Source organism: Geodermatophilus sp. SYSU D00703 (assembly GCF_054050155.1).
The window spans coordinates 141687-161202 of record NZ_JBJGYU010000007.1; the positions used below are offsets into that span (position 1 = coordinate 141687).

A 19516-nucleotide genomic window follows, 5' to 3' on the forward strand; every position below is an offset into this window, starting at 1 on the left:
CCGAGGTTCCTCGTGCGACCTCATCGGGCCTCTGGGGGCAGAGCTGCGCGTGCTCATGGGGCGGCCGCCACGTCGACCTGGTCCCAGCAGGCTGGGACGACCGGCGACCGTGCCACGTCGCGGGAAGGCCGGCCAAGGGCCAGGTGGCGAAAGCCGGCGGCTCTGGCCTGACCTCGGTCGAACAGGTTCCGGCCGTCCAGCAGCACGTCACCGCGCATCCGGCGGTGGAGGTCACCGAGGTCCAGGAGGAGGAAGTCCGGCCACTCGGTGGCCACCACGATGGCGTCGGCGTCCTCGGCGACGTCATGAGGATCGGGGGCGATGGTGAGCCCAGGGAGGGCGACTGACGACACCACCGGGTCGTACGCGGTCACGGTCGCGCCGAGAGCGAGGAGGCGCGCCGCCAGGTCCACGGCGGGCGCGTCGCGGACATCGTCGGTACCGGGCTTGAAGGCGAGTCCCAGCAGGCCGATCCGAGATCCCTCCAGCGACCCCAGGGCCATGGCCAGTCGCTGGACCGCAGCGGCTCGCTGCCGCTCGTTGACCAGGATGGCGGCCGACAGGAGGTCGGAGTCGTGGCCATGGCCGCGCGCGGTGGTCACGAGGGCGGAGAGGTCCTTTCCGAAGCACGATCCTCCCCAGCCGAGCCCGGCTCTGAGGAAGTCCGGCGAGATGCGCCTGTCGAGGCCCATCCCGACTGCGACGTCCTCGATGTCGGCCCCGACCAGGTCGCAGATGGCAGCCATCTCGTTGATGAAGCTGATCTTGGTCGCGAGGAAGGCGTTGCAGGCGTACTTGACCGTCTCGGCGGTGACGACGTCCGTGGCCACGAAGCCCGGCAGGCGGCTGGGCTCACCGCCGGGGAAGGACTGGGTCAGGATCGGTCCGTACAGCCGGGTCACCGATTGCAGCGCGTCGGCGTCATCGCTGCCCGCGACCACCCGATCCGGGTGAAGGAAGTCGTGGACCGCGGTCCCCTCCCGCAGGAACTCGGGGTTGTGGACGAGCCGGACGGTAGGGGCGTCACCGTTCCGACGCCGCAGCGCCCCCGTCACGACGTCCAGCACCCGGCTCGCCCCTCCGATGGGGACCGTGCTCTTGGTGACCAGGACGGCCGGTGCGCTCAGCGCGCACCCGACCGCGTACGCAGCCGCTTCGACGGCACGCATGTCGGCCGAGCCGTCGGGCGCGCTCGGGGTCCCGATGCACAGGAAGACCGCGCCCACCTGACGCAGTGCATCGGAGTAGTCATCGGTGAAGCGGAGACGCCCACTTTGCAGACCGGTCACGAGAAGGTGTTCGAGGCCGGGTTCGTGTAACGGCAGGTGACCTCTCTCCAGTGCTTCGAGTCTCCTTGGGTCGGATTCCACGCCGACTGCGTGGTGGCCGAGCCAGGCGAAGCAGCAAGCGACGACCGTGCCGACATACCCACTGCCGACCACAGCTATCCGCGAAGGGGCTGGAATGGTCCCCTGCGCGTTGTGGGGGAGGGAGGTCTCCAGCATGGCCTGGTGCCATTCTGTGTGCGCCTGCGCGCATTCTGTGTGCGCCTGCGAGGCGTTGCTGACGGTGAGGAGTGCAGGGTCGGTGAGAGTCTGTGGATTGGGGTGGCAGGCGTTGCTCACGAATTGCCACGAGACGCATCAGCCGTGCGGGCTTCCGTGACGCCGGGGTCTACGAGCACTGGCTGAGGGCGGACAGGCATGCACCGTGACCGGAGGAACCGGTTCAGGTGGCCAAGTGGTCCGGGTCAATCCGTGCTGGCACGGTGGACTGGTCCACAAACTCGGCCCGAATCCTCTCGTAGGAGTCGGCCGTTTCGCGCCGCATCGTGATGAGGACGTTCCATGGTCGCTCTCTTCTGTCGGGGACTAGAGCGATCTCGCGAGATCTCATCGAACCGCTTCCCGCCGGAAAGTCTCGCTGTCACGCGTGACCGTGAGATCTCTTCGCAGCTCTTCACATATGCGCGGTGACGCGAAGGAAGGCTTGTGTTCCTGGTCTTCCCGGGGCCGTAGCTTGGTAGCTGCCAAGCAAGGCGTCAACCCCTCTGCGACTCTTTTTCGTGCCAGCGATCCGACTAATTCAGGCGCGATTTGATCCTTGTGACCGGCCGGGGTGATCAGGGTGCGTCGTGTAGTGGATCGCCGCCCAGTCGGTCTGAGTGGTGACGTGGGTGACCACAGGCACTGGCGCGCCGAGACGAGGGCGCCCCACCGCGAGGGAGTCCGAGTACAAAGCCGGGAAGGTGGAGGCCGTGCCCATGGTGTGGCGCACGTGCTGGCGCTCCGGTGAGCGCAGCAGGAGTGGCCACGGAACCGACGAGTCTCCGGATTCCTCGTGGCTCGAGCCGGGAGCTCAGCGCTCCCTCAGGTCGTTCGCAACGAGCTCAGGCGGTGACGTCGACGAGGACCTTGCCGACGGCGCCGTCCTCGACCGCGCGCTGCGCCTGCGCGGTCTCGGCCAGCGGGTAGAGGTGCAGCGGCAGGCCGGCGTCCTCCCCGACCCGAACGGCACCGTCCAGGACGGCCGCGTTGACGTCCTCGACGGCGATCGCCTTGGCGCGCTCGGGCTCGGTGTAGACGAACACGAACTGCCAGCGGACGTTCGGGCCCATCTGTGCGCGGACCGGCAGCGTCACCTCGTCGCCGCCGTTGTTGGCGTACACCGCGACCGCGCCGTGCAGGCCGACGACCTGCGCGTCGACGGCGGCGTTCTGCGCCGGCGCCACCTCGACGACCGCGTCGACGCCCTTGGTCGTGATCTTGCGGACCTCGCTGACGACGTCCTGCTCGCGGTAGTCGATCACGTGGCTGGCACCCGCGGCGCTCGCCAGCTGCGCCTTGCGGGGGCTGCTGACCGTGGCGATGACGGTGGCGTCGGCCCAGCGCGCCAGCTGGATCGCGGCGTTGCCCACCGCCCCCGCGCCGCCCTGCACGAGGACGGTGTGGCCGGTCAGCGAGCCGGGACCGAGCCGGTCGGGCAGCGACTCGGCGACGGTCAGGCAGCGGTGCGCGGTGAGGAACGGGATGCCCAGCGCGGCGCCCAGCTCGAAGGACGGGCCGGCGCCGAGCAGCACCACGTGCCGGGCCGGGACCACGGTGTACTCCGCGGCGGTGCCGGAGGGTCGCTGCCAGGCCGCCTCCCAGATCCACACCCGCTCACCGACCAGCACCGGGTCGACCCCCTCCCCGACGGCGTCGACGGTGCCCGACCCGTCCTGGTGGGGGATCTGCCCGTCCGGGCCGATAGCGGCGCCCGCGGTCGCGCCGCTGCGGGCCTTCCAGTCGGTGGGGTTGACCCCGGAGAAGGCGACGCGCACGCGCACCTCGCCGGGACCGGGCTCGGGGGTGGGTCGCTCGACGAGCTGGAGGACGTCGGCATCGCCGGTCTGCGTGTAGGTGATGGCTCGCACGGGTCCTCCCTACCCGGTGCGGGCGGATCCGTGCGGTCCGGCCGTCACCGCCACGTGACCGTCTCCGGACGCCGTCCCAGCACCCGCGCGACCTCCCGCACCGCGCGCTCCCCGGCGTTGACCAGCACCGGGCGGGTGGTGCCGGCGAACAGCGGCAGGTCCGAGGAGCTGTCGCTGTAGACGGCGACCCACGGCGGCGGGTGGCCGCGGTCGGTCAGCGCCCGGACCTTGGTGTCGCCCATGACGCGGCGCACCCGCAGCGGCCGCAGGGACCCGGTGGAGCCGACCACGTCGAGGTCCCCGAGGCCGAGCGCGGTGAGGAAGCCGCGGGCCATCGTCTCCTCGCAGCCGGTCGCCACCACGACGCGGTGCCCCTGCCGCTGGTGCTCGCGCACGCGGGCTATGGCCTCGGCGACGGCGGCCTCCGGCTTGCGGGCGAGCGCGCGGCGGTAGGCGTCGGCGATCGCCGCCACGTCGCCCTCCGGGGTCCGGCCGATGGCCACGCGGGTCAGCAGGCGGGCGGCCAGCGGGCGGGTCCAGGGCAGCGCCGAGCCGACCAGCAGGAGGGGTGCGAGGACCAGCAGGGGGAGCGCGCGCCGCGGCGACTGCCGCAGCCGGCCGGCGAGGAACAGGGTCGAGGCGTCCCCGCCGAGCAGCACCTTGTCCAGGTCGACCACGACCGTCGCGCTCATGCCGGGGGAGTACCGGAGTGCCCCGGCGCAGGAAACCTGCACTCTCGGACTCCGCCACCGTCCCCAGGGGCGGCGGCTGCCCGACGAGGTCTGGCAGCGGCGTCACCGGGTCCTCGTCCGGACCGCCGCGGCCCGGTGACCGCCCTCCGCTGACCTCGGCCGGTCGCGTCCCGGATCCGTCCAGAGGCCGGCAGCGGTGGGGAGGACGCGGGCCTCCGTCAGACCGGCGTGATCGGCAGGGTCAGTGCGCGGCGGCCCTCCTCGGTGCGGGCGGTGGCCATCCGCTCGGCCGAGGGGGTGCCGTACTCGGTGGTGCGCTGGCGGGCGGGGCGGCCGATGGCGGCGGCGATGGCCTCGAGCTCGGCGATGGTCTTCAGCGAGCCGTTCTCGCTGCCGGCCATCCGGCTGATCGTCTCCTCCATCAGCGTGCCGCCGAGGTCGTTGGCGCCGCCGGTCAGCACCGCCTTCGTGCCGGCCTCGCCGAGCTTGACCCAGGAGGTCTGGATGTTGGCGATGCGGCCGTGCAGCAGCAGCCGGGCGACGGCGTGCACCGCGCGGTTCTCCCGCACCGTGGGCCCGGGCCGGGCGACGCCGGCCAGGTAGATCGGCGAGCTGTGGTGCACGAAGGGCAGCAGCACGAACTCGGTGAACCCGCCGGTCTCGTCCTGCACCGCCGCCAGGGTGCGCAGGTGGGCCACCCAGTGCGCGGGGGTGTCGACGTGGCCGTACATCATCGTGGAGGTGGTCGGGATGCCCATCCGGTGCGCGGTCGCGATGATCTCGATCCAGGTGGCGGCCGGCAGCTTGCCCTTGGTCAGCACCCAGCGGACGTCGTCGTCGAGGATCTCCGCCGCAGTGCCGGGGACGCTGTCCAGCCCGGCCTCCTTGGCCGCGGTGAGGAACTCGGCGAACGACAGCCCGGTGCGGGCGGCGCCGTTGACGATCTCCATCGGGGAGAAGGCGTGCAGGTGGATGCCCGGCTGCCGGCGCTTCACCTCACGGGCCAGGTCGAGGTAGGCGGTGCCGGGCAGGTCGGTGTGGATGCCGCCCTGCATGCAGATCTCGGTCGCCCCGGCCGCCCAGGCCTGGTCGACCCGGTCGCCGACCTCGGCCAGCGAGAGGGTGTAGGCGTCGGCGTCGGTGCGCCGCTGGGCGAAGGCGCAGAACCGGCAGCCGGTGTAGCAGACGTTGGTGAAGTTGATGTTCCGGTTGACCACGTAGGTGACGTCCTCGCCCACGGTGTCGGCGCGGACGGCGTCGGCCAGCGCGCACAGGTGCTCCAGATCGGGACCGTCGGCGCCGAGCAGGGTCAGGTACTCGGCGTCGGAGAGCCCGGCCGGGTCGGTCTCGGCGTGCAACAGCGCGGCCAGCACCTCCCGATCGCCGACCGCCAGCGCCGTCGAGTGCCCGTCGCGCGCCGACTCGGTGCGGGCGCGCAGGTCGGCCCAGTCGCCGTAGACGGCGTCGAAGTCCGACCGGCGGTCGGCGGTGCGCCCGACGGTGTCCACCTCGACATGCAGGTCCACCCGCCCGGACGAGGTCCAGGCGGCGTCCGGCTCCTGCCACGGCAGCCCGGCCGGGACCCGGCCCTCGACCGCCAGCCCGTCCGGGCCGGCCAGCGCCGCCACGTGCGGGCGCACCCGTGGGTCCAGCCACGGCTCGGGCTCGAGCACGTACCGCGGCTGGGCGGCCAGCCGCTCGCGCAGGGTGAACCCCGCCTCGGCCGACAGCGCCGCCAGCTTGTCGATGTTCGGCCAGGGCCGCTCGGGGTTGACGTGGTCGGGCGTCAGCGGCGAGACCCCGCCCCAGTCGTCGACCCCGGCGCGCAGCAGCAGGCCCAGCTCGGTGGAGTCGGACAGGTTCGGCGGGGCCTGCACCCGCGCCTTCGGCCCCAGCAGCAGCCGGGTCACGGCCACGGCGGCGACGTACTCCTGCAGTCCCAGGTCGTCCGCGGCGGCCATCGCCGTGCGCGGCTTGGCCCGGAAGTTCTGCACGATCACCTCCTGCACGTGCCCGTGCCGGGCGTGCGCCGCGCGGATGGCGCCGATCGCCTCGACCCGCTCGGGGGCGTTCTCCCCGATGCCCAGCAGCACCCCGGTGGTGAACGGGACCGCGGAGCGGCCGGCGTCCTCCAGCACCCGCAGCCGCACCGCGGGCTCCTTGTCCGGCGAGCCGAAGTGCGGGCCGCCCGGGGTCGCCCACAGCCGCGTGGCGGTGGTCTCCAGCATCATGCCCATCGAGGCCGCCACCGGCTTGAGCCGCTGGATCTCCTCCCAGGACAGCACCCCGGGGTTGAGATGCGGCAGCAGCCCGGTCTCCTCCAGCACCCGGATCGCCATCGCCCGCAGATAGGCCAGGGTGGAGTCGAACCCGTGCGCCTCCAGCCACTCGGCCGCCACCGGCCAGCGCGCCTCCGGCCGGTCGCCCAGGGTGAACAGCGCCTCCTTGCACCCCAGCGCCGCTCCCGCCCGCGCGATGTCGAGCACCTCGTCGGGGGAGAGGAACGGTGCCTTGCCGGCCCTCCGGAGCTGCCCCGGCGTGGTGACGAACGTGCAGTAGTGGCAGCGGTCCCGGCACAGGTGGGTCAGCGGGATGAACACCTTGCGGCTGTAGGTCACCACCCCCGCCCGCCCGGCCGAGGCCAGCCCGGCGTCCCGCACCCGGGACGCCGCGGTCAGCAGCCGGTCCAGCGGCTCCCCGAGAGCCAGGCCGCGCGCGGACAGCAGGACCTCGGCCTCGGTGGCGTCCAGCGTCACCCCCCGCTCGGCGCGGGCCAGCGCGCGGCGGACGGCGGAGTCGGTGGGAACGAGCGGCTCGGTCATCGCGGCCGACGCTAGTGGAAGGGCTCCCGTGCCCCCACGGCTCGCACGCTCGCGGCGCGACCCGGCACGGGGGCCGGCATCACGCCCGGCCGGCCGGCCCGCCGGTGCCCTCCACGTACCGGCCGCGCAGCCGCACCAGCGGGACGGCGCCGGCGTCCAGCACCGGCACGTCCACCACCTCGAGGAGGGCGAGCACGTGGTCGCCGGCCTCGACCACGCGGTCGAGCCGGCAGTCCAGCGCCGCCGCCGCCTCGTCGAGGACGATCGCGCCGCTGCCGGCGGCCCGGCTCCACGGCGCCGACTCGAGCAGGTGCCGCGCGCCGGGCCGCCCGGCGGAGGAGAAGCGGCTGGCGAGGATCGCCTGCGGCGCGGCGAGCACGGTGAGCGCGCACCGGCCGACCGCCTCGAGCACCTCCGCCGGGTAGCCGTCCGCCGCCAGACCCACCGCCACCAGCGGGGGTGCGGCCGAGACGCTCATGACCGAGGAGACCGTCGTCCCGACGTCGTCGATGTCGTCGCGCACGGTCAGCAGGCACACCCCGGCGGCGTACTGGCGGAGGGCCTCGGCGAACGTGGCGGGGTCGACCGGCATGGCGGCCAGTCGACCACACCGACGAAGATCCAGGGCGTGAGCAGCGCAGACGAGAAGACCTACGACGTCGTCGTCCTCGGGGGCGGGTCGACGGGGGAGAACGTCGCCGACGTCGTCGTCCGGGGCGGGCTGACCGCCGCCCTCGTCGAGGTCGACCTCCTCGGCGGTGAGTGCTCGTACTGGGCGTGCATGCCGAGCAAGGCGCTGCTGCGGGGCACCGAGGCGCTGGCGGCCGCGCGCGCGGTGGACGGCGCCCGGCAGGCCGTCACCGGCGAGCAGGACGTCGCCGCCACGCTGGCCCGCCGCGACGACTTCGCCGCGCACTGGGACGACTCGGGCCAGGCCCGGTGGGTGCGCGGCGCGGGCATCGACCTGGTCCGCGGCGTCGGCCGGCTCGACGGCGAGCGCACCGTCGTCGTCCTCACGCCGGACGGCGCCACGACCCGGCTGACCGCCCGGCACGCGGTCGCGGTCTGCACCGGGTCGGAGGCCGCCGTCCCGCCGGTGGACGGCCTGGCCGACGTCGGGCCTTGGACGCCGCGGGAGGCGACGAGCGCCAAGGAGGTCCCCGGCCGGCTGCTGGTCGTGGGCGGGGGCTACGTGGGCTGCGAGATGGCCACCGCGTGGCAGGCGCTCGGCGCGCAGGTCACCGTGCTGCAGCGCGCCGACCGGCTGCTCGACGACATGGAGCCCGAGGCCGGCGACGCGGTCGCCGCCGCGCTGCGCGGCTGGGGGGTCGACGTCCGGCTGGGCACCGACGTGGCCGCGGCGCGCCGGGAGGGGGACGACGTGGTGCTGCAGTGCACCTCCGGCGAGGTACGCGGCGACGAGGTGCTCGTCGCGGTGGGCCGGCGGGCGCGCACCGGCGACATCGGGATCGACACCGTCGGCCTGGCGCCCGGCGAGTACCTCGACGTCGACGACTCGCTGCAGGTGCGCGGCCGGCCGTGGCTGTACGGGGTCGGCGACGTCAACGGCCGGCGGCAGCTCACCCACATGGGCAAGTACCAGGCCCGGCAGGCCGGCGCCGCCATCGTCGCCCGCGCCCGGGGGGAGCGGGTGCCGCTGGCCGACTGGTCGCCGTTCACCGCGACCGCTGACCGGCTGGCCACCCCGGCGGTGGTCTTCACCGACCCGCAGGTGGCCACGGTCGGGCTCACGCGGGCACAGGCCGAGCGGGACGGCGTGGCGCACCGGGTCGTGCGGTACGACCTCGGCGACGTCGCCGGGGCGCGGCTGTGCGCCGACGGCTACCAGGGAACGGCGGTGGCGCTGGTCGACCCCGAGCGGGAGGTGCTGCTGGGGGTCACCTTCGTCGGCCCCGGCGTGGCCGACCTGCTGCACGCGGCGACGATCGCGGTCGCCGGGGAGGTGCCGATCGCCCGGCTGTGGCACGCCGTCCCGGCCTTCCCGACGACGAGCGAGATCTGGCTGCGGCTGCTGGAGTCCTACCGCGGCTGACCGCCTTGTCCGGTCCGGGGCTGCCGGTTCATCCTCGGGACGCATGGACGTCGTCTGCGTCGGCGGCGGGCCGGCCGGGCTGTACTTCGCCATCTGCGCCCGCAGGCGGGACCCGGGCATCCGGGTACGGGTGGTCGAGCGGAACACGCCCGGCGCCACGACCGGGTGGGGTGTGACCTACTCCGACCGGATGCTGGACCTGCTGTTCGCCAACGACCCGCCGAGTGCCCGCGCGATCCGGGCCCGGTCGGTGACCTGGGACGAGCAGGAGTGGGTGGTGCGCGGCCACCCGGTGTACCGGCCGCACTTCCGCTCCGCGCTCGAGCGCGCGGCTCTGGTCGACGTCCTCGCGCAGCGCGCCGTCGACCTCGGCGCGGAGGTCGAGTTCGGTCGCGACGTGCGAGACGTCGCGGCGGCCGGGGACGCAGACCTGGTCGTGGCCGCCGACGGGGTGGGCAGCCGCATCCGGCGGCAGTTCGGGGCGGACTTCGGCACCGAGGTCACCTCCGGCCGCAACCGCTACCTCTGGCTCGGGACCGACCACGTGTTCCCGCGCCTGACCTTTCCCTTCGAGCGGACGCCGGCCGGCTGGATCTGGATGCACGCCTATCCCTCGAGCCCCCGCTCCAGCACCTGCGTGGTCGAGTGCGCACCGGAGACGTGGGGGGGCCTCGGGCTGGACAGGATGCCCAGCGACGACGGGCTGCGGCTGCTGTCGGAGGTCTTCGCGAGGACGCTGCGCGGGCGTCCGCTGGTCGGCCGCACGCAGGAGGACCCGGGATCGTGGCAGACCTTCGCGCACCTGACCAACCGGACGTGGTTGCGCGACGGCATCGTCCTCATGGGGGACGCCGCGCACTGCGCGCACTTCACCTACGCCTCCGGCACACGGCTGGCCGTCACCGACGCCGCGGTCCTCGCCCGTGCCCTCGCCGACGCCCGCCTCGATCCGGTCGCCGGGCCGGCGGCGTACGACCAGCGGCGCCGGCCGAGGGCCAACCGCACGGTCGACGCGGCCCGGCGCCGCGCCGAGCGGTGGGAGGGCCTCGACGGTCAGCTCGACCGGGACGTGCTCGCCTTCGTCTACGGGAAGAGCGGGCGCCGGACCGAGGCCCAGCTCCGGCGCCAGCGACCGCTGCACCGGGTCGGCCAGCTCGGCGCGGTCCGGGCCGCCGGACGCCGGGTCCGCGCCGCGCGGCGCTGGTACGGCTCCCGGGGGCGCTGGCCGGACTCCGGTGACCTGCCCTTGGGCGCTCAGCCGCGGTCGAGCAGCAGCAGGCCGTAGGCGGCCAGGCTCGGCCCGTCGGTCAACCGGCCCGACCGGACCATCGCACGCAGCTCGGGCTCGGGCACGAAGGCCTGCCGCATGTCGGCCTCGGTGGCCTCCTGCGCGGTCGGCCCGGCGGTGAGGTCGGTGGCCAGCCAGACGTCGAACTCCTGGGTGGACAGCCCCGGCGCGAGGTCGAGGTGGCCGAGGTGGCGCACGGACCCGGCGCGCAGGCCGGTCTCCTCGGCCAGCTCGGCGCGGGCCAGCACCTCGGGGTCGCCGGTGGTGCCGGGGGTCCAGGTGCCCTGCGGGAACTCCCAGGCCCGCCGGCCGATCGGGTAGCGGAACTGCTCGACCAGCCAGAACCCGCCGTCGGTGTAGGGCAGCACGAGGGCGAAGTGGGACTTCTCCACCACGCCGTAGAGGCCGGGCGTCCCGTCCGCGAGCTCGAAGGTGTCCTCCCGCACCCGCATCCACGGGTTGCGGTACACCTCCCGGCTGCTCGTCGTCCGCACACGGCCATCCTGCAGGGGCCCGCCGCGAGCCTGCGAGCGGTGGGGGGCAGGGTGGTCCTCCTTCAGGGCAGCGGGGCGGCGCCGTGGTGGTCAGCGGGAACTCCCCCTCGACGGTGGCGGTGACCGTCATCGACTCGAACCGGGCCACCCCGCCCAGCGTCGTGAGGGACGCGGTGTCGGCGGCGTCCCGGCCCGAGCAGATGCGCACCAGCGAGCGCAGCGGCGCCAGCCGGGTCGCGTCCACCGCGTGCCAGGTGCCGTCGACGTCGGCCTCGCGACGGCGTGGAAGTCCATCGGGTCCAGTCCCGGGGCGTAGACCGCGACCAGCCGGGCCGGCACCTCCAGCGCGCGCAGCAGGCTGACGGTCAGGTGCGCGTAGTCGCGGCACACGCCCCTCCCGGTCAATAGCGTCGACGGCGGTGTCGACCGGCGGCTGGCGCGTCATGGTCGCCGCGACGTCGGTCCGCATGCCCCCGTGGTCGCGTCGTCGCAGGTCGGGCGGGGTGTGGGTGCGGTCACCACCCCGCGACCGGCCCGGCCGCGGGAGCCGTGCTGGAGTGGGGGCGTGCAGCTCGAGCCCACCCGTACGACCTGGCGCCGCTACGTCGCCCTCGGCGACTCCTTCACCGAGGGGCTGGCCGATCCCGACCCGGAACACCCCGGGGAGTACCGCGGCTGGGCCGACCGGCTGGCCGAGCACCTGGCGGCCGCGGCCGACGGCGACCTGGAGTACGCCAACCTCGCCGTCCGCGGCCGGCTGCTGGGGCAGGTGGTCGAGGAGCAGGTGCCGGTGGCCCTGGCCGCACGGCCGGACCTGGTCAGCCTGGTCGCCGGCGGCAACGACCTGCTGCGCCCGGGCGCGCACCCCGACCGGCTGGCAGCCACCCTGGAGGACGCCGTGGCGCGGTTCCGGGGCGCGGGCGCCTACGTGCTGCTGGCGACCGGCGTCGACCCCCGGCAGACGCCGATCATCCGCCGCACGCGGGGGCGGGTCGCCGTCTTCAACGCCTCGCTGTGGTCGATCGCGGCCCGGCACGGCGCCGTCGTCCTCGACCAGTGGGGTGCCGACTGGATCCAGGACTGGCGGATGTGGGACACCACCCGCATCCACCTCACCGACGAGGGGCACCGCCGGACGGCGCTGGCCGCCGCGACCGCGCTCGGGCTGCCGGTCGGCGACGACTGGCGCATGCCGCTGCCGCCGCAGCCGCAGCGCGCGCTGCGGGCGGCGCTGGCCGAGGAGGCCGCCTGGGTGCGCGGCTTCGTCGCCCCGTGGCTCGGCCGCCGGCTGCGCGGGCGGTCCTCCGGGGACGGCCGCGCAGCCAAGCGACCGGTCCCGCTGGCCCTGCCGCGCGCCTGAGCGCCGGTCACTCCGGGTCGGCGGGCCGCTCCTCGGGGTCCGGGGCGGCGAGGTCGCGCCCGGGGAGGTCGTGCGCGGCCAGCCCCTCGGCGGTCAGCTCCTCGACGCTCATCAGCCGGGTCGCCGGCTGGTCGGCGCCGGGCTCGGCCGGCTCCTCGGCGGCCAGCACGTCCTCGACGGTGACCGTGCCCGGCGGCAGCGTGCTGGCCAGCTCGACCTCCTCGGGCGTCGGGGCGGCGCCGGGCAGCGGCGCGGGGCGGCCGAACGCGTAGCCCTGGGCCATCGCGCAGCCGTGCTCGCGCAGCCACTGCGCCTGGTCGAGGTCCTCGATGCCCTCGGCGATGACCTGCAGCCCCATGCCCAGGCCGAGCTGGACCAGGCCCTGCACCAGCGCCGCGGTGGAGGGTTCGGTGACCACGTCGGCGACGAAGGAGCGGTCGATCTTGACCGTGTGGATGGGCAGCCGGTGCAGCGCCGTGATGGCGGAGTAGCCGGTGCCGAAGTCGTCGAGGGCGAGGGTGACGCCGGCGTCGGTCACCTCCGACACCGCCTGCAGCGTGGCCTCGGCGGCGAACAGCGCCGTCGACTCGGTGATCTCCAGCTCCAGCCGCTCGGGCGGCAGCCCCGACTCGGCCAGCGCCTCGGCGACCAGGTCGGCGAAGCCGGGCTCGGCGAGGTGGCGGGCGGAGACGTTGACGTGGACCCGCAGGCCGGCCGGCCAGCCGGCGGCGTCCATGCAGGCCTGCCGCAGGACCCAGGCGCCGAGCCTGGAGGTCAGCCGGTTGTTCTCGGCAGCGTCGAGGAACGCGCCCGGGGGCAGCAGCCCGCGGGTCGGGTGCTGCCAGCGGATGAGCGCCTCGTAGCCGAGCAGCGTCTCGTCCGAGAGCGACACGATCGGCTGGTAGAACAGCCGCAGCTCGTCTGACTCCAGGGCGTGCCGCAGGTCGGCCTCCAGCTGGAGCGCGTCGACCTCGCTGTCGCTGAGCACCCCGTCGTGCACCTCGATGCGGGCCCGGCTGCCGTCGGTCTTGGCGCGGGTGAGGGCGTTGTGCGCCTGCCGCAGCAGGTCGTCGGGGGCGACGTCGGAGCCGAGGGTGAGGCCGACGCTGGCCGACAGCACGATCTCGCGCTCCCCGATGAGGAACGGGTCGTCGAGCACCGACAGCAGCCGGTCGGCGAGCGCGCGCAGGCCCTCGAGGTCCTCGACGTCCTCGGCGAGGATGAGGAACTCGTCGGCGCCGAGCCGGACCGCGGTGTCCTCGACCCGCGTGCTCCAGCGCAACCGGTCGGCGACCTGCGTGAGCAGCTGGTCGCCCGCCTCGTGCCCGAGGACGTCGTTGACCGCCTGGAACCGGTCGAGGTCGAGGTGCACCAGCCCGACCTGCAGCCCCCGCCGGCGGGAGAGCGCCAGCGCGTGGTTGAGGCGGTCGCCCAGTGCCCGGCGGTTGGGCAGCCCGGTGAGCGGGTCGGTGAACGCCCGCCGGACCAGGTCCTCCTCGGCGCGGCGGCGGTCGGTGACGTCCACCAGGGAGAGGACGACGAACTGCGGCGCCCCCGTGCTGGTGTGGACGACCTGGTGCGACTGCTGGGCCCACAGCTCCTCGCCGTCGGCCCGGCGCAGCCGCCGCTCGCCGTCCAGCCGAAGCCACGGGTCGAGCGCGGCCTCGGTGTCCGGCGGGAGGTCGGGGACCGGCGCCTCGTCGGGGTGGGCGAGCAGGTCGACGTGTCGGCCGACCATGTCCTCGGGGCTACGGCCGGTGAGCTCGCAGAGCGCCTCGTTGACCACGAGGAGGTGCCCGTCGAGGCCGACGAGGGCCTTGGGGATCGGCGCCTCGAGGAAGAGGGCGCGGAAGAGCTGGCCGCGGTCGGCGAGCAGGGTGTCGATGGCGCGGAGCCTCGAGCCGGCGGCGGGGCCGGGGGTCCCCGCCCCGGGCCGCGGTACGTCGGGGGCGCTCAGAGTCACCCGGACAGGGTGCGGGACCGGAGCCGTCAAGTGACGGAACCCGTCGACGGAGAGTCGTGGTCGAACGGACACGGAGAGTCATTCCCCGTGTGCACTGAGGCAGGAGGGACGGCTGGGACGGGTCCGTGACCGGGGCGACCGCCCTGTGCGGTGCCCACGGACCGGGAACAGACCCGCTGCCCGCGGCGCTCGCAGGGGCGTGGACGCAGGAGAGAAGCGGATCGGGTTCCTGTCCTTCGGGCACTGGCAACCCATCCCGGGGTCGCAGGTGCGGACCGGCCGGGACGCCCTGGTGCAGAGCGTCGAGCTGGCCGTGGCGGCCGAGGAGCTCGGCGTGGACGGCGCCTTCGTGCGCGTGCACCACTTCGCCCGGCAGCTGGCCTCGCCGTTCCCGCTGCTGGCCGCCATCGCCGCGCGGACCAGCCGGATCGAGATCGGCACCGGCGTCATCGACATGCGCTACGAGAACCCGCTCTACATGGCCGAGGAAGCCGCGGCCACCGACCTGCTCAGCGACGGCCGGCTGCAGCTCGGCGTCAGCCGCGGGTCACCCGAGACCGCGCTGCGCGGGTCCGAGGCGTTCGGCTACGTGCCGCCGGAGGGCTCCTCCGACACGGAGCTGGCCCGCCAGAAGACCGCGCTGTTCCTGGCGGCCATCGCCGGCAAGCCGGTCGTGGACGCCGACCCCCGTATGACCGGCGGCGCGACCGGCCGGCTGCCGATCCAGCCGCAGTCGCCGGGGCTGGCCGAGCGGATCTGGTGGGGCTCCGGGACCCGCGCCACCGCCGAGTGGACCGCGCGCCAGGGGCTGAACCTGATGAGCTCGACCCTGCTCAGCGAGGACACCGGCGTGCCCTTCGACGAGCTGCAGGCCGACCAGATCGCGCGCTATCGCGCCGCCTGGACCGACGCCGGCTGGGAGCGGACGCCGCGGGTGTCGGTCAGCCGCAGCGTCATGCCGATCGTCACCGACCTCGACCGGCAGTACTTCGGCGAGCGCTCGGGCGAGGACCAGGTCGGCCTGCTCGAGGGGGTGCGCGCCCGGTTCGGCAAGAGCTACGTCGGCGAGCCCGACCAGCTGGCCGAGGAGCTCGCGAAGGACGCCGCCGTCCGTGAGGCCGACACGCTGCTGCTCACGGTGCCGAACATGCTGGGCGTCGACTACAACGCCCGGCTGCTGGAGACGATCGTCCGGCACGTCGCCCCGGCCATCGGCTGGGTGCCGCCGGCCGAGCGGGGCCACTGACACCACGCCAGGCGGTGGCCCGGGAACTCCCCGGGCCACCGCCTGGCGTCGGCGTGGGGTCAGGCGAACTCGTAGCTGACGTTGCCGGCCTCGTCGACCGTCGCGAGGACGTCGGCGCTGTCGGTGCTGTCCGTCGCGTTGGTCACGGTGCACGGGATCGGCGTCCCGGCCGGGTCGACCAGCACGCTGCGGCCGTCGGCGTCGCAGGTGGCGACCGCCTCGACACCGGCCTCGCTGCCCACCTGCTGGGCCAGCGACTCCTCGACCGTGGCGACGACGACCAGGGTGTTGTCGCCCGAGATCTGCACGTTGCCCTCGTCGTCGGTCTGCTCGACGGTGAAGGAGACGCCCTGCCCGTCGAGCGTGCCGGTGCAGGAGAACGTGCCGCCGGCCTCGGCCTCGACGTCCTCGGGGCAGGAGACGTCGGCTGCGGCCACGCCGACCTGCTCCTCGGTCAGCGCGGCGATCTGGCGCTCGGCCTCGGCGCTGTCGATGGTCGTGGTGCCGAACAGGAAGATCCCGCCGACGACCAGGCCGGCGAGGACCAGGACGCCGAAGATGCTGCCGACCATCGCGCCGGTCTTCTTCCGGGGTGCCGGCGGCTGCGGAGCGCCGAAGCCGGCCGGAGGGCCGAAGGGCGGCTGACCCGACGGCGGTTGGCCGAACGGCGGCTGGCCGGTCGGCGGGCCCAGGGGCGCGGCCGGCGGGCCGGGCGGGAACGGCTGTGCGGCGCCGAAGCGGGGGTCGTGGATCTGCTGCGTCATGGTCGGTTCCTCCTCCAAGGGGCTCGGGGAGGAGCCTGGTGGGGAGGCCTTTCGCCGCACTTGTCGCGCTCTGGTGGCCGACTTGCAGACCGGCCCAAGCCGGGCGTTCGCGGGTGTGAGAACACGCACTGCAGTCGTTCCAACTGCGGAGCGTCAGTGTCTGCTTACTGTGATCCCGGCCGCGTCGTCTTCAGGCGCGGAGAGGCATCGGTTCGACGGACGTACGGGGGCGCGGAGTGCACGGACGTGTCGAGCGCACGCGGTGGCGCGTGCGGGTGGTGACGCTGCTGACGGGGCTCGGCCTCGTCGCGGCGATGGGGGTCTCGGGGCAGCGGCCGGTGAGCGCGGCGCCGGTTCCGTGGGAGTACGACACGATGGTGGACCTGGTCGCGTTGGCGAAGGACCACGCCCCGGCGCCGACCGTCGCGGACTGGGACGGGGACGGGCGGGACGACCTCCTGGTCGGTCTGCGCACCACCGAGCAGTTCGGCGGGGTCGCGGTGGCCACCCGGCGCCCTGACGGGAGCCTCGGGCCACCGGTGTCGGCGTTCGGCGCGGGCTCGGCGTCGTCCGTGGCCGGCCCCGTGACCTTCGTCCGGCCGGCCGTCGCCGACTGGGATGGGAACGGTAGGCCCGACCTGCTGTTCGGCACGCAGGACGGCAGCAAGGGCATCCATGTCTGCCTCACGGCGGCCACCGGTTCCGCGGGAGGGGTCGACGGCGGCAGCTGCCGGCAGCTGCGCACGACCAGCGGCGCACTGGTCGGGGGGACGACCGGCAGCAGCACCGCCTACGTCTCCCCGGAGGTCGTCGACTGGGACCGCGACGGCGACGCAGACCTGCTGGTCGGCACCGGCGGTGTGGCGACCGAGAAGGCCGTCCGGCTCTACGCCAACGTCGGGACGGCCACGGCGCCGGTCCTCGCGGACGCGCGAACGGTGGTGTCCCGGTCGACCTCCGGGCTCGGGACAGAGACCTACTTCGAGCCGACTGTCGTCGACGTCGACGACGACGGCAGGCGGGACCTCCTCGTCGCCGGAGCGCGGGAGGGCAGCACGCAGCAGTTCTCCCTCCGGCAGTGCCTCAACAGCGGGACCGACGCCACCCCGGTGTTCCGGTCCTGCACGTCGACGAGCCTGCCCGGCCTGGTCCACAACGTGGTGGACGCGACCGACTGGGACGGCGACGGGTACCTCGACCTCCTCCGCGGCTTCCACTCCGCGTTCGTCGCCAACCCGGTGACGATGCTGCACGGCGAGGCGCCGGACACCGACGCCGACGGGCTCTCGGACTCGCTGGACAACTGCCCGACGACACCGAACGAGCCGGACCTGGAGCTGGACAACGCCAACCCGGCTCAGCTGGACACCGACGACGACGGCGCCGGGGACGCCTGCGACCCGGACGACGACGGCGATGCCACCGCGGACGGTGCCGACAACTGCCCGTGGACGCCGAACCCCGACCAGGGCGATGGCGACGGGGACGGACGCGGGGACCGCTGTGACGCCCGTGACGACCGGAGGGACCACCCGGGAGCCGGGTCCCACGAGGTGCAGATGGCAGACCGGATCGGCTGGGGCCGCAAGCCGGTCATCACCCAGCGGGCGGATGCCATGTCGGTGGGATACCGGCAGGAGATCGCGGAGGCGCTGGTGGGCGAGTCGCTCGCCCGCGGCCTGCCCTTCAGCCTCGCGGTGATCCCCTGGGACGCTCCGCGGTTCGGCGCCGCCCGGGGCTCGGCGTACCTCGACGAGGTGATCGACAACCCGAACTTCGAGGCGGTCCAGCACGGCACGTACCACACCTGCGTCTACGTGCCCTACGTCGAGGAGCACGGGTCCTCGGCGGCGGAGTTCGACTGCGGCATGGACGCCGCCCGGTCGTACAACCTGATGCGGGTGGGCCACGACGCGATGCTGGAGACCGTGGACTTCGGCCGGGCGTCCCACCAGCTGAGCGGGTTCGTGCCGCCGACCGACGCGTACGACGATGCGGCCGGCGAGGCCATCCAGGCGCTCGGGTACCGCTGGGTCGCCTCGGCCTGGTACGCCGAGTCGCCGAGGTTCACCTACGTCGACGACACGGGTCTCGTGCACCTGCCGTGGTCGCAGATCGCCTGCGGCAACGGGGCTGCGTCGTGGACCGACTGCCAGCGCACCGACGTCCAGGGGCTGGCCGCGCACAGCGGTGTGGACTGCGACGACCCGGCAGTGTGCACCCCGACCCGGGACGGCAAGGACTACTCGGACTGGGAGCAGTACGCCTCGGCGTCGTTGGCCGATCGCTGCCGCAACGACTTCGAGCGTTACGGGGTCTGCTCCGTCCTGTACGAGCTCACGTCCTTCGACGCGGACTTCCGGACGGGGGCGCTGGACCCGGTGGCGTTCGCGGGCTACCAGCAGACCCTGACCGAGCTCCAGCAACTGGCGGCCGACGCCGGTGCGGTCTTCATGACCCTCGGCGACTACGCGGCCGCGCTGCAGGCCGAGGACACCGTCGCGCCGGCGATCGACATCGCCACACCAGGGCAGCGCAGCTACGGCTACGAGGAGACGTTGACCGTCGACGTGGCGGTCTCCGACGACCTCAGCGGTGTCCACGCGGCCGTGATCACGCTCGACGGCGAACCGGTCGAGGACGGCGCCTCGATCGACCTGTCCTCCTTCTCCCTCGGGGAGCACACCCTCCAGGTCACGGCCGAGGACGTCGCGGGGAACACGAACTCCTCGAGTGTCACGTTCACCGTCGTCGACACGATCGCGCCCACCATCTCGATCGTCAGTCCCGCGGCAGCGGACTACGAACACCACGAGGTCGTCCCGGTCGACGTCGAGGTCACCGACGAGCGCAGCGACGTGGCCCAGGTGGCCGTCAGCCTCGACGGGACGACGACGACCGCCGAGGCGCTGGACCTGCTCGACCTGTCCCTCGGCGAGCACCGCCTGACCGTCGTCGCGCACGACTCGGCCGGCAACGCGGCGGAGCGCACCGTCGTCTTCGGCGTGCGGGCCACGGTCGCCTCACTGCAGGGCACCGTCGCCCGCTTCGCCGGCGAGGGGGTGTTGACCGACCGGGGGCTGGTCCGCGCCCTGGAGCAGACGCTCAGCGCGGTCGAGGCCGCGATGGCGCGCGACCTGATGGGCACCGCGGCCAACCAGCTGCTCGCCTTCCAGCAGCAGGTCGCGGCGCAGCGGGGGAAGAAGGTGCCCGAGGACGCCGCCGAGCTGCTGGTCACCGACGCCGTCGCCGTGTCCGCGGCCCTGTAGCGGGGGCACGGACCAGGGGGGGGGGGGGGGGGGGGGGGGGGGGGGGGGGGGGGGGGGGGGGGGGGGGGGGGGGGGGGGGGGGGGGGGGGGGGGGGGGGGGGGGGGGGCGTGCGTTGGTTGGTCCCTCTTATTATATTCACCGTACACTTG

At 74.2% G+C, this 19516-nt stretch carries 13 protein-coding genes and 1 pseudogene; 5 read left to right on the forward strand and 9 right to left on the reverse strand.

Annotation, left to right across the window (positions count from 1 at the left end; genetic code table 11):
* Positions 1–53: 53 nt before the first annotated feature.
* The 5 genes from ACI782_RS10400 to ACI782_RS10420 all read right to left on the reverse strand — a co-directional run bounded on the left by ACI782_RS10400 (position 54) and on the right by ACI782_RS10420 (position 7521).
* Positions 54–1625 (reverse strand): UDP-glucose dehydrogenase family protein, encoded by a 1572-nt coding sequence (locus ACI782_RS10400; RefSeq protein WP_456908781.1) that lies wholly within the window; start codon positions 1623–1625, stop codon positions 54–56.
* 764 nt (positions 1626–2389) lie between these two features.
* On the reverse strand, positions 2390–3415 hold the full coding sequence (locus tag ACI782_RS10405) for an NADPH:quinone reductase (protein WP_456908783.1): 1026 nt from the start codon (positions 3413–3415) through the stop codon (positions 2390–2392).
* A gap of 44 nt (positions 3416–3459) precedes the next feature.
* Entirely contained in the window at positions 3460–4107 is a 648-nt protein-coding gene (locus ACI782_RS10410) for a haloacid dehalogenase-like hydrolase (RefSeq protein ID WP_456908785.1), read from the reverse strand.
* Between the two features lie 218 nt (positions 4108–4325).
* Entirely contained in the window at positions 4326–6929 is a 2604-nt protein-coding gene (locus ACI782_RS10415) for a bifunctional FO biosynthesis protein CofGH (protein ID WP_456908787.1), read from the reverse strand.
* A gap of 79 nt (positions 6930–7008) precedes the next feature.
* Positions 7009–7521, reverse strand: a complete 513-nt coding sequence (locus ACI782_RS10420; protein ID WP_456908789.1) for a flavin reductase family protein — start codon at positions 7519–7521, stop codon at positions 7009–7011.
* Positions 7522–7557: 36 nt separating this feature from the next.
* Here ACI782_RS10420 and ACI782_RS10425 point away from each other — a divergent pair, with 36 nt between their 5' ends.
* Both ACI782_RS10425 and ACI782_RS10430 read left to right on the forward strand, forming a co-directional pair.
* Positions 7558–8982 carry a dihydrolipoyl dehydrogenase family protein gene (locus tag ACI782_RS10425; RefSeq protein ID WP_456908791.1) on the forward strand — a complete coding sequence of 475 codons (1425 nt, stop codon included), beginning with the start codon at positions 7558–7560 and terminating at the stop codon, positions 8980–8982.
* 43 nt (positions 8983–9025) lie between these two features.
* Positions 9026–10267: an FAD-dependent monooxygenase gene (locus ACI782_RS10430; protein ID WP_456908793.1), complete on the forward strand. Its 1242-nt coding sequence runs from the start codon at positions 9026–9028 to the stop codon at positions 10265–10267.
* Here the strand turns inward: ACI782_RS10430 and ACI782_RS10435 are convergent.
* Together ACI782_RS10435 and ACI782_RS10440 are read right to left on the reverse strand one after the other, a co-directional pair.
* Entirely contained in the window at positions 10237–10764 is a 528-nt protein-coding gene (locus ACI782_RS10435; protein WP_456908795.1) for an NUDIX domain-containing protein, read from the reverse strand. The genes ACI782_RS10430 and ACI782_RS10435 overlap by 31 nt on opposite strands.
* Positions 10765–10890: 126 nt before the next feature.
* A pseudogene (locus tag ACI782_RS10440) lies at positions 10891–11184 on the reverse strand (transglutaminase-like domain-containing protein); the annotation flags it as partial.
* Positions 11185–11329: 145 nt separating this feature from the next.
* Here ACI782_RS10440 and ACI782_RS10445 point away from each other — a divergent pair.
* The gene (locus ACI782_RS10445) at positions 11330–12124 is read left to right on the forward strand and encodes an SGNH/GDSL hydrolase family protein (RefSeq protein ID WP_456908797.1); all 795 of its coding nucleotides are present in this window, start codon (positions 11330–11332) and stop codon (positions 12122–12124) included.
* 7 nt (positions 12125–12131) lie between these two features.
* On the opposite strand, the gene ACI782_RS10450 is transcribed toward ACI782_RS10445, so the two are convergent.
* On the reverse strand, positions 12132–14087 hold the full coding sequence (locus ACI782_RS10450; protein WP_456908799.1) for a putative bifunctional diguanylate cyclase/phosphodiesterase: 1956 nt from the start codon (positions 14085–14087) through the stop codon (positions 12132–12134).
* A 199-nt stretch (positions 14088–14286) separates the two neighbouring features.
* Here ACI782_RS10450 and ACI782_RS10455 point away from each other — a divergent pair, with 199 nt between their 5' ends.
* Positions 14287–15333, forward strand: a complete 1047-nt coding sequence (locus ACI782_RS10455; protein WP_456908801.1) for an LLM class flavin-dependent oxidoreductase — start codon at positions 14287–14289, stop codon at positions 15331–15333.
* A 59-nt stretch (positions 15334–15392) separates the two neighbouring features.
* Here ACI782_RS10455 and ACI782_RS10460 read toward each other — a convergent pair whose 3' ends face one another.
* The gene (locus ACI782_RS10460) at positions 15393–16097 is read right to left on the reverse strand and encodes a DUF4333 domain-containing protein (RefSeq protein ID WP_456908803.1); all 705 of its coding nucleotides are present in this window, start codon (positions 16095–16097) and stop codon (positions 15393–15395) included.
* A gap of 278 nt (positions 16098–16375) precedes the next feature.
* Here ACI782_RS10460 and ACI782_RS10465 point away from each other — a divergent pair, with 278 nt between their 5' ends.
* Positions 16376–19366, forward strand: coding sequence for an FG-GAP-like repeat-containing protein (locus tag ACI782_RS10465; protein ID WP_456908805.1), 2991 nt, complete (start codon positions 16376–16378; stop codon positions 19364–19366).
* Positions 19367–19516 lie beyond the last annotated feature (150 nt).

What these genes read in the sequence shown, in the direction of transcription:
- ACI782_RS10420 (WP_456908789.1), bottom strand. Translation starts at nt 7,521, where the DNA reads ATGCCGGTCGACCCCGCCACGTTCGCCGAGGCCCTCCGCCAGTACGCC.
- ACI782_RS10415 (WP_456908787.1), bottom strand. Translation starts at nt 6,929, where the DNA reads ATGACCGAGCCGCTCGTTCCCACCGACTCCGCCGTCCGCCGCGCGCTG.
- ACI782_RS10460 (WP_456908803.1), bottom strand. Translation starts at nt 16,097, where the DNA reads ATGACGCAGCAGATCCACGACCCCCGCTTCGGCGCCGCACAGCCGTTC.
- ACI782_RS10430 (WP_456908793.1), top strand. Translation starts at nt 9,026, where the DNA reads ATGGACGTCGTCTGCGTCGGCGGCGGGCCGGCCGGGCTGTACTTCGCC.
- ACI782_RS10410 (WP_456908785.1), bottom strand. Translation starts at nt 4,107, where the DNA reads ATGAGCGCGACGGTCGTGGTCGACCTGGACAAGGTGCTGCTCGGCGGG.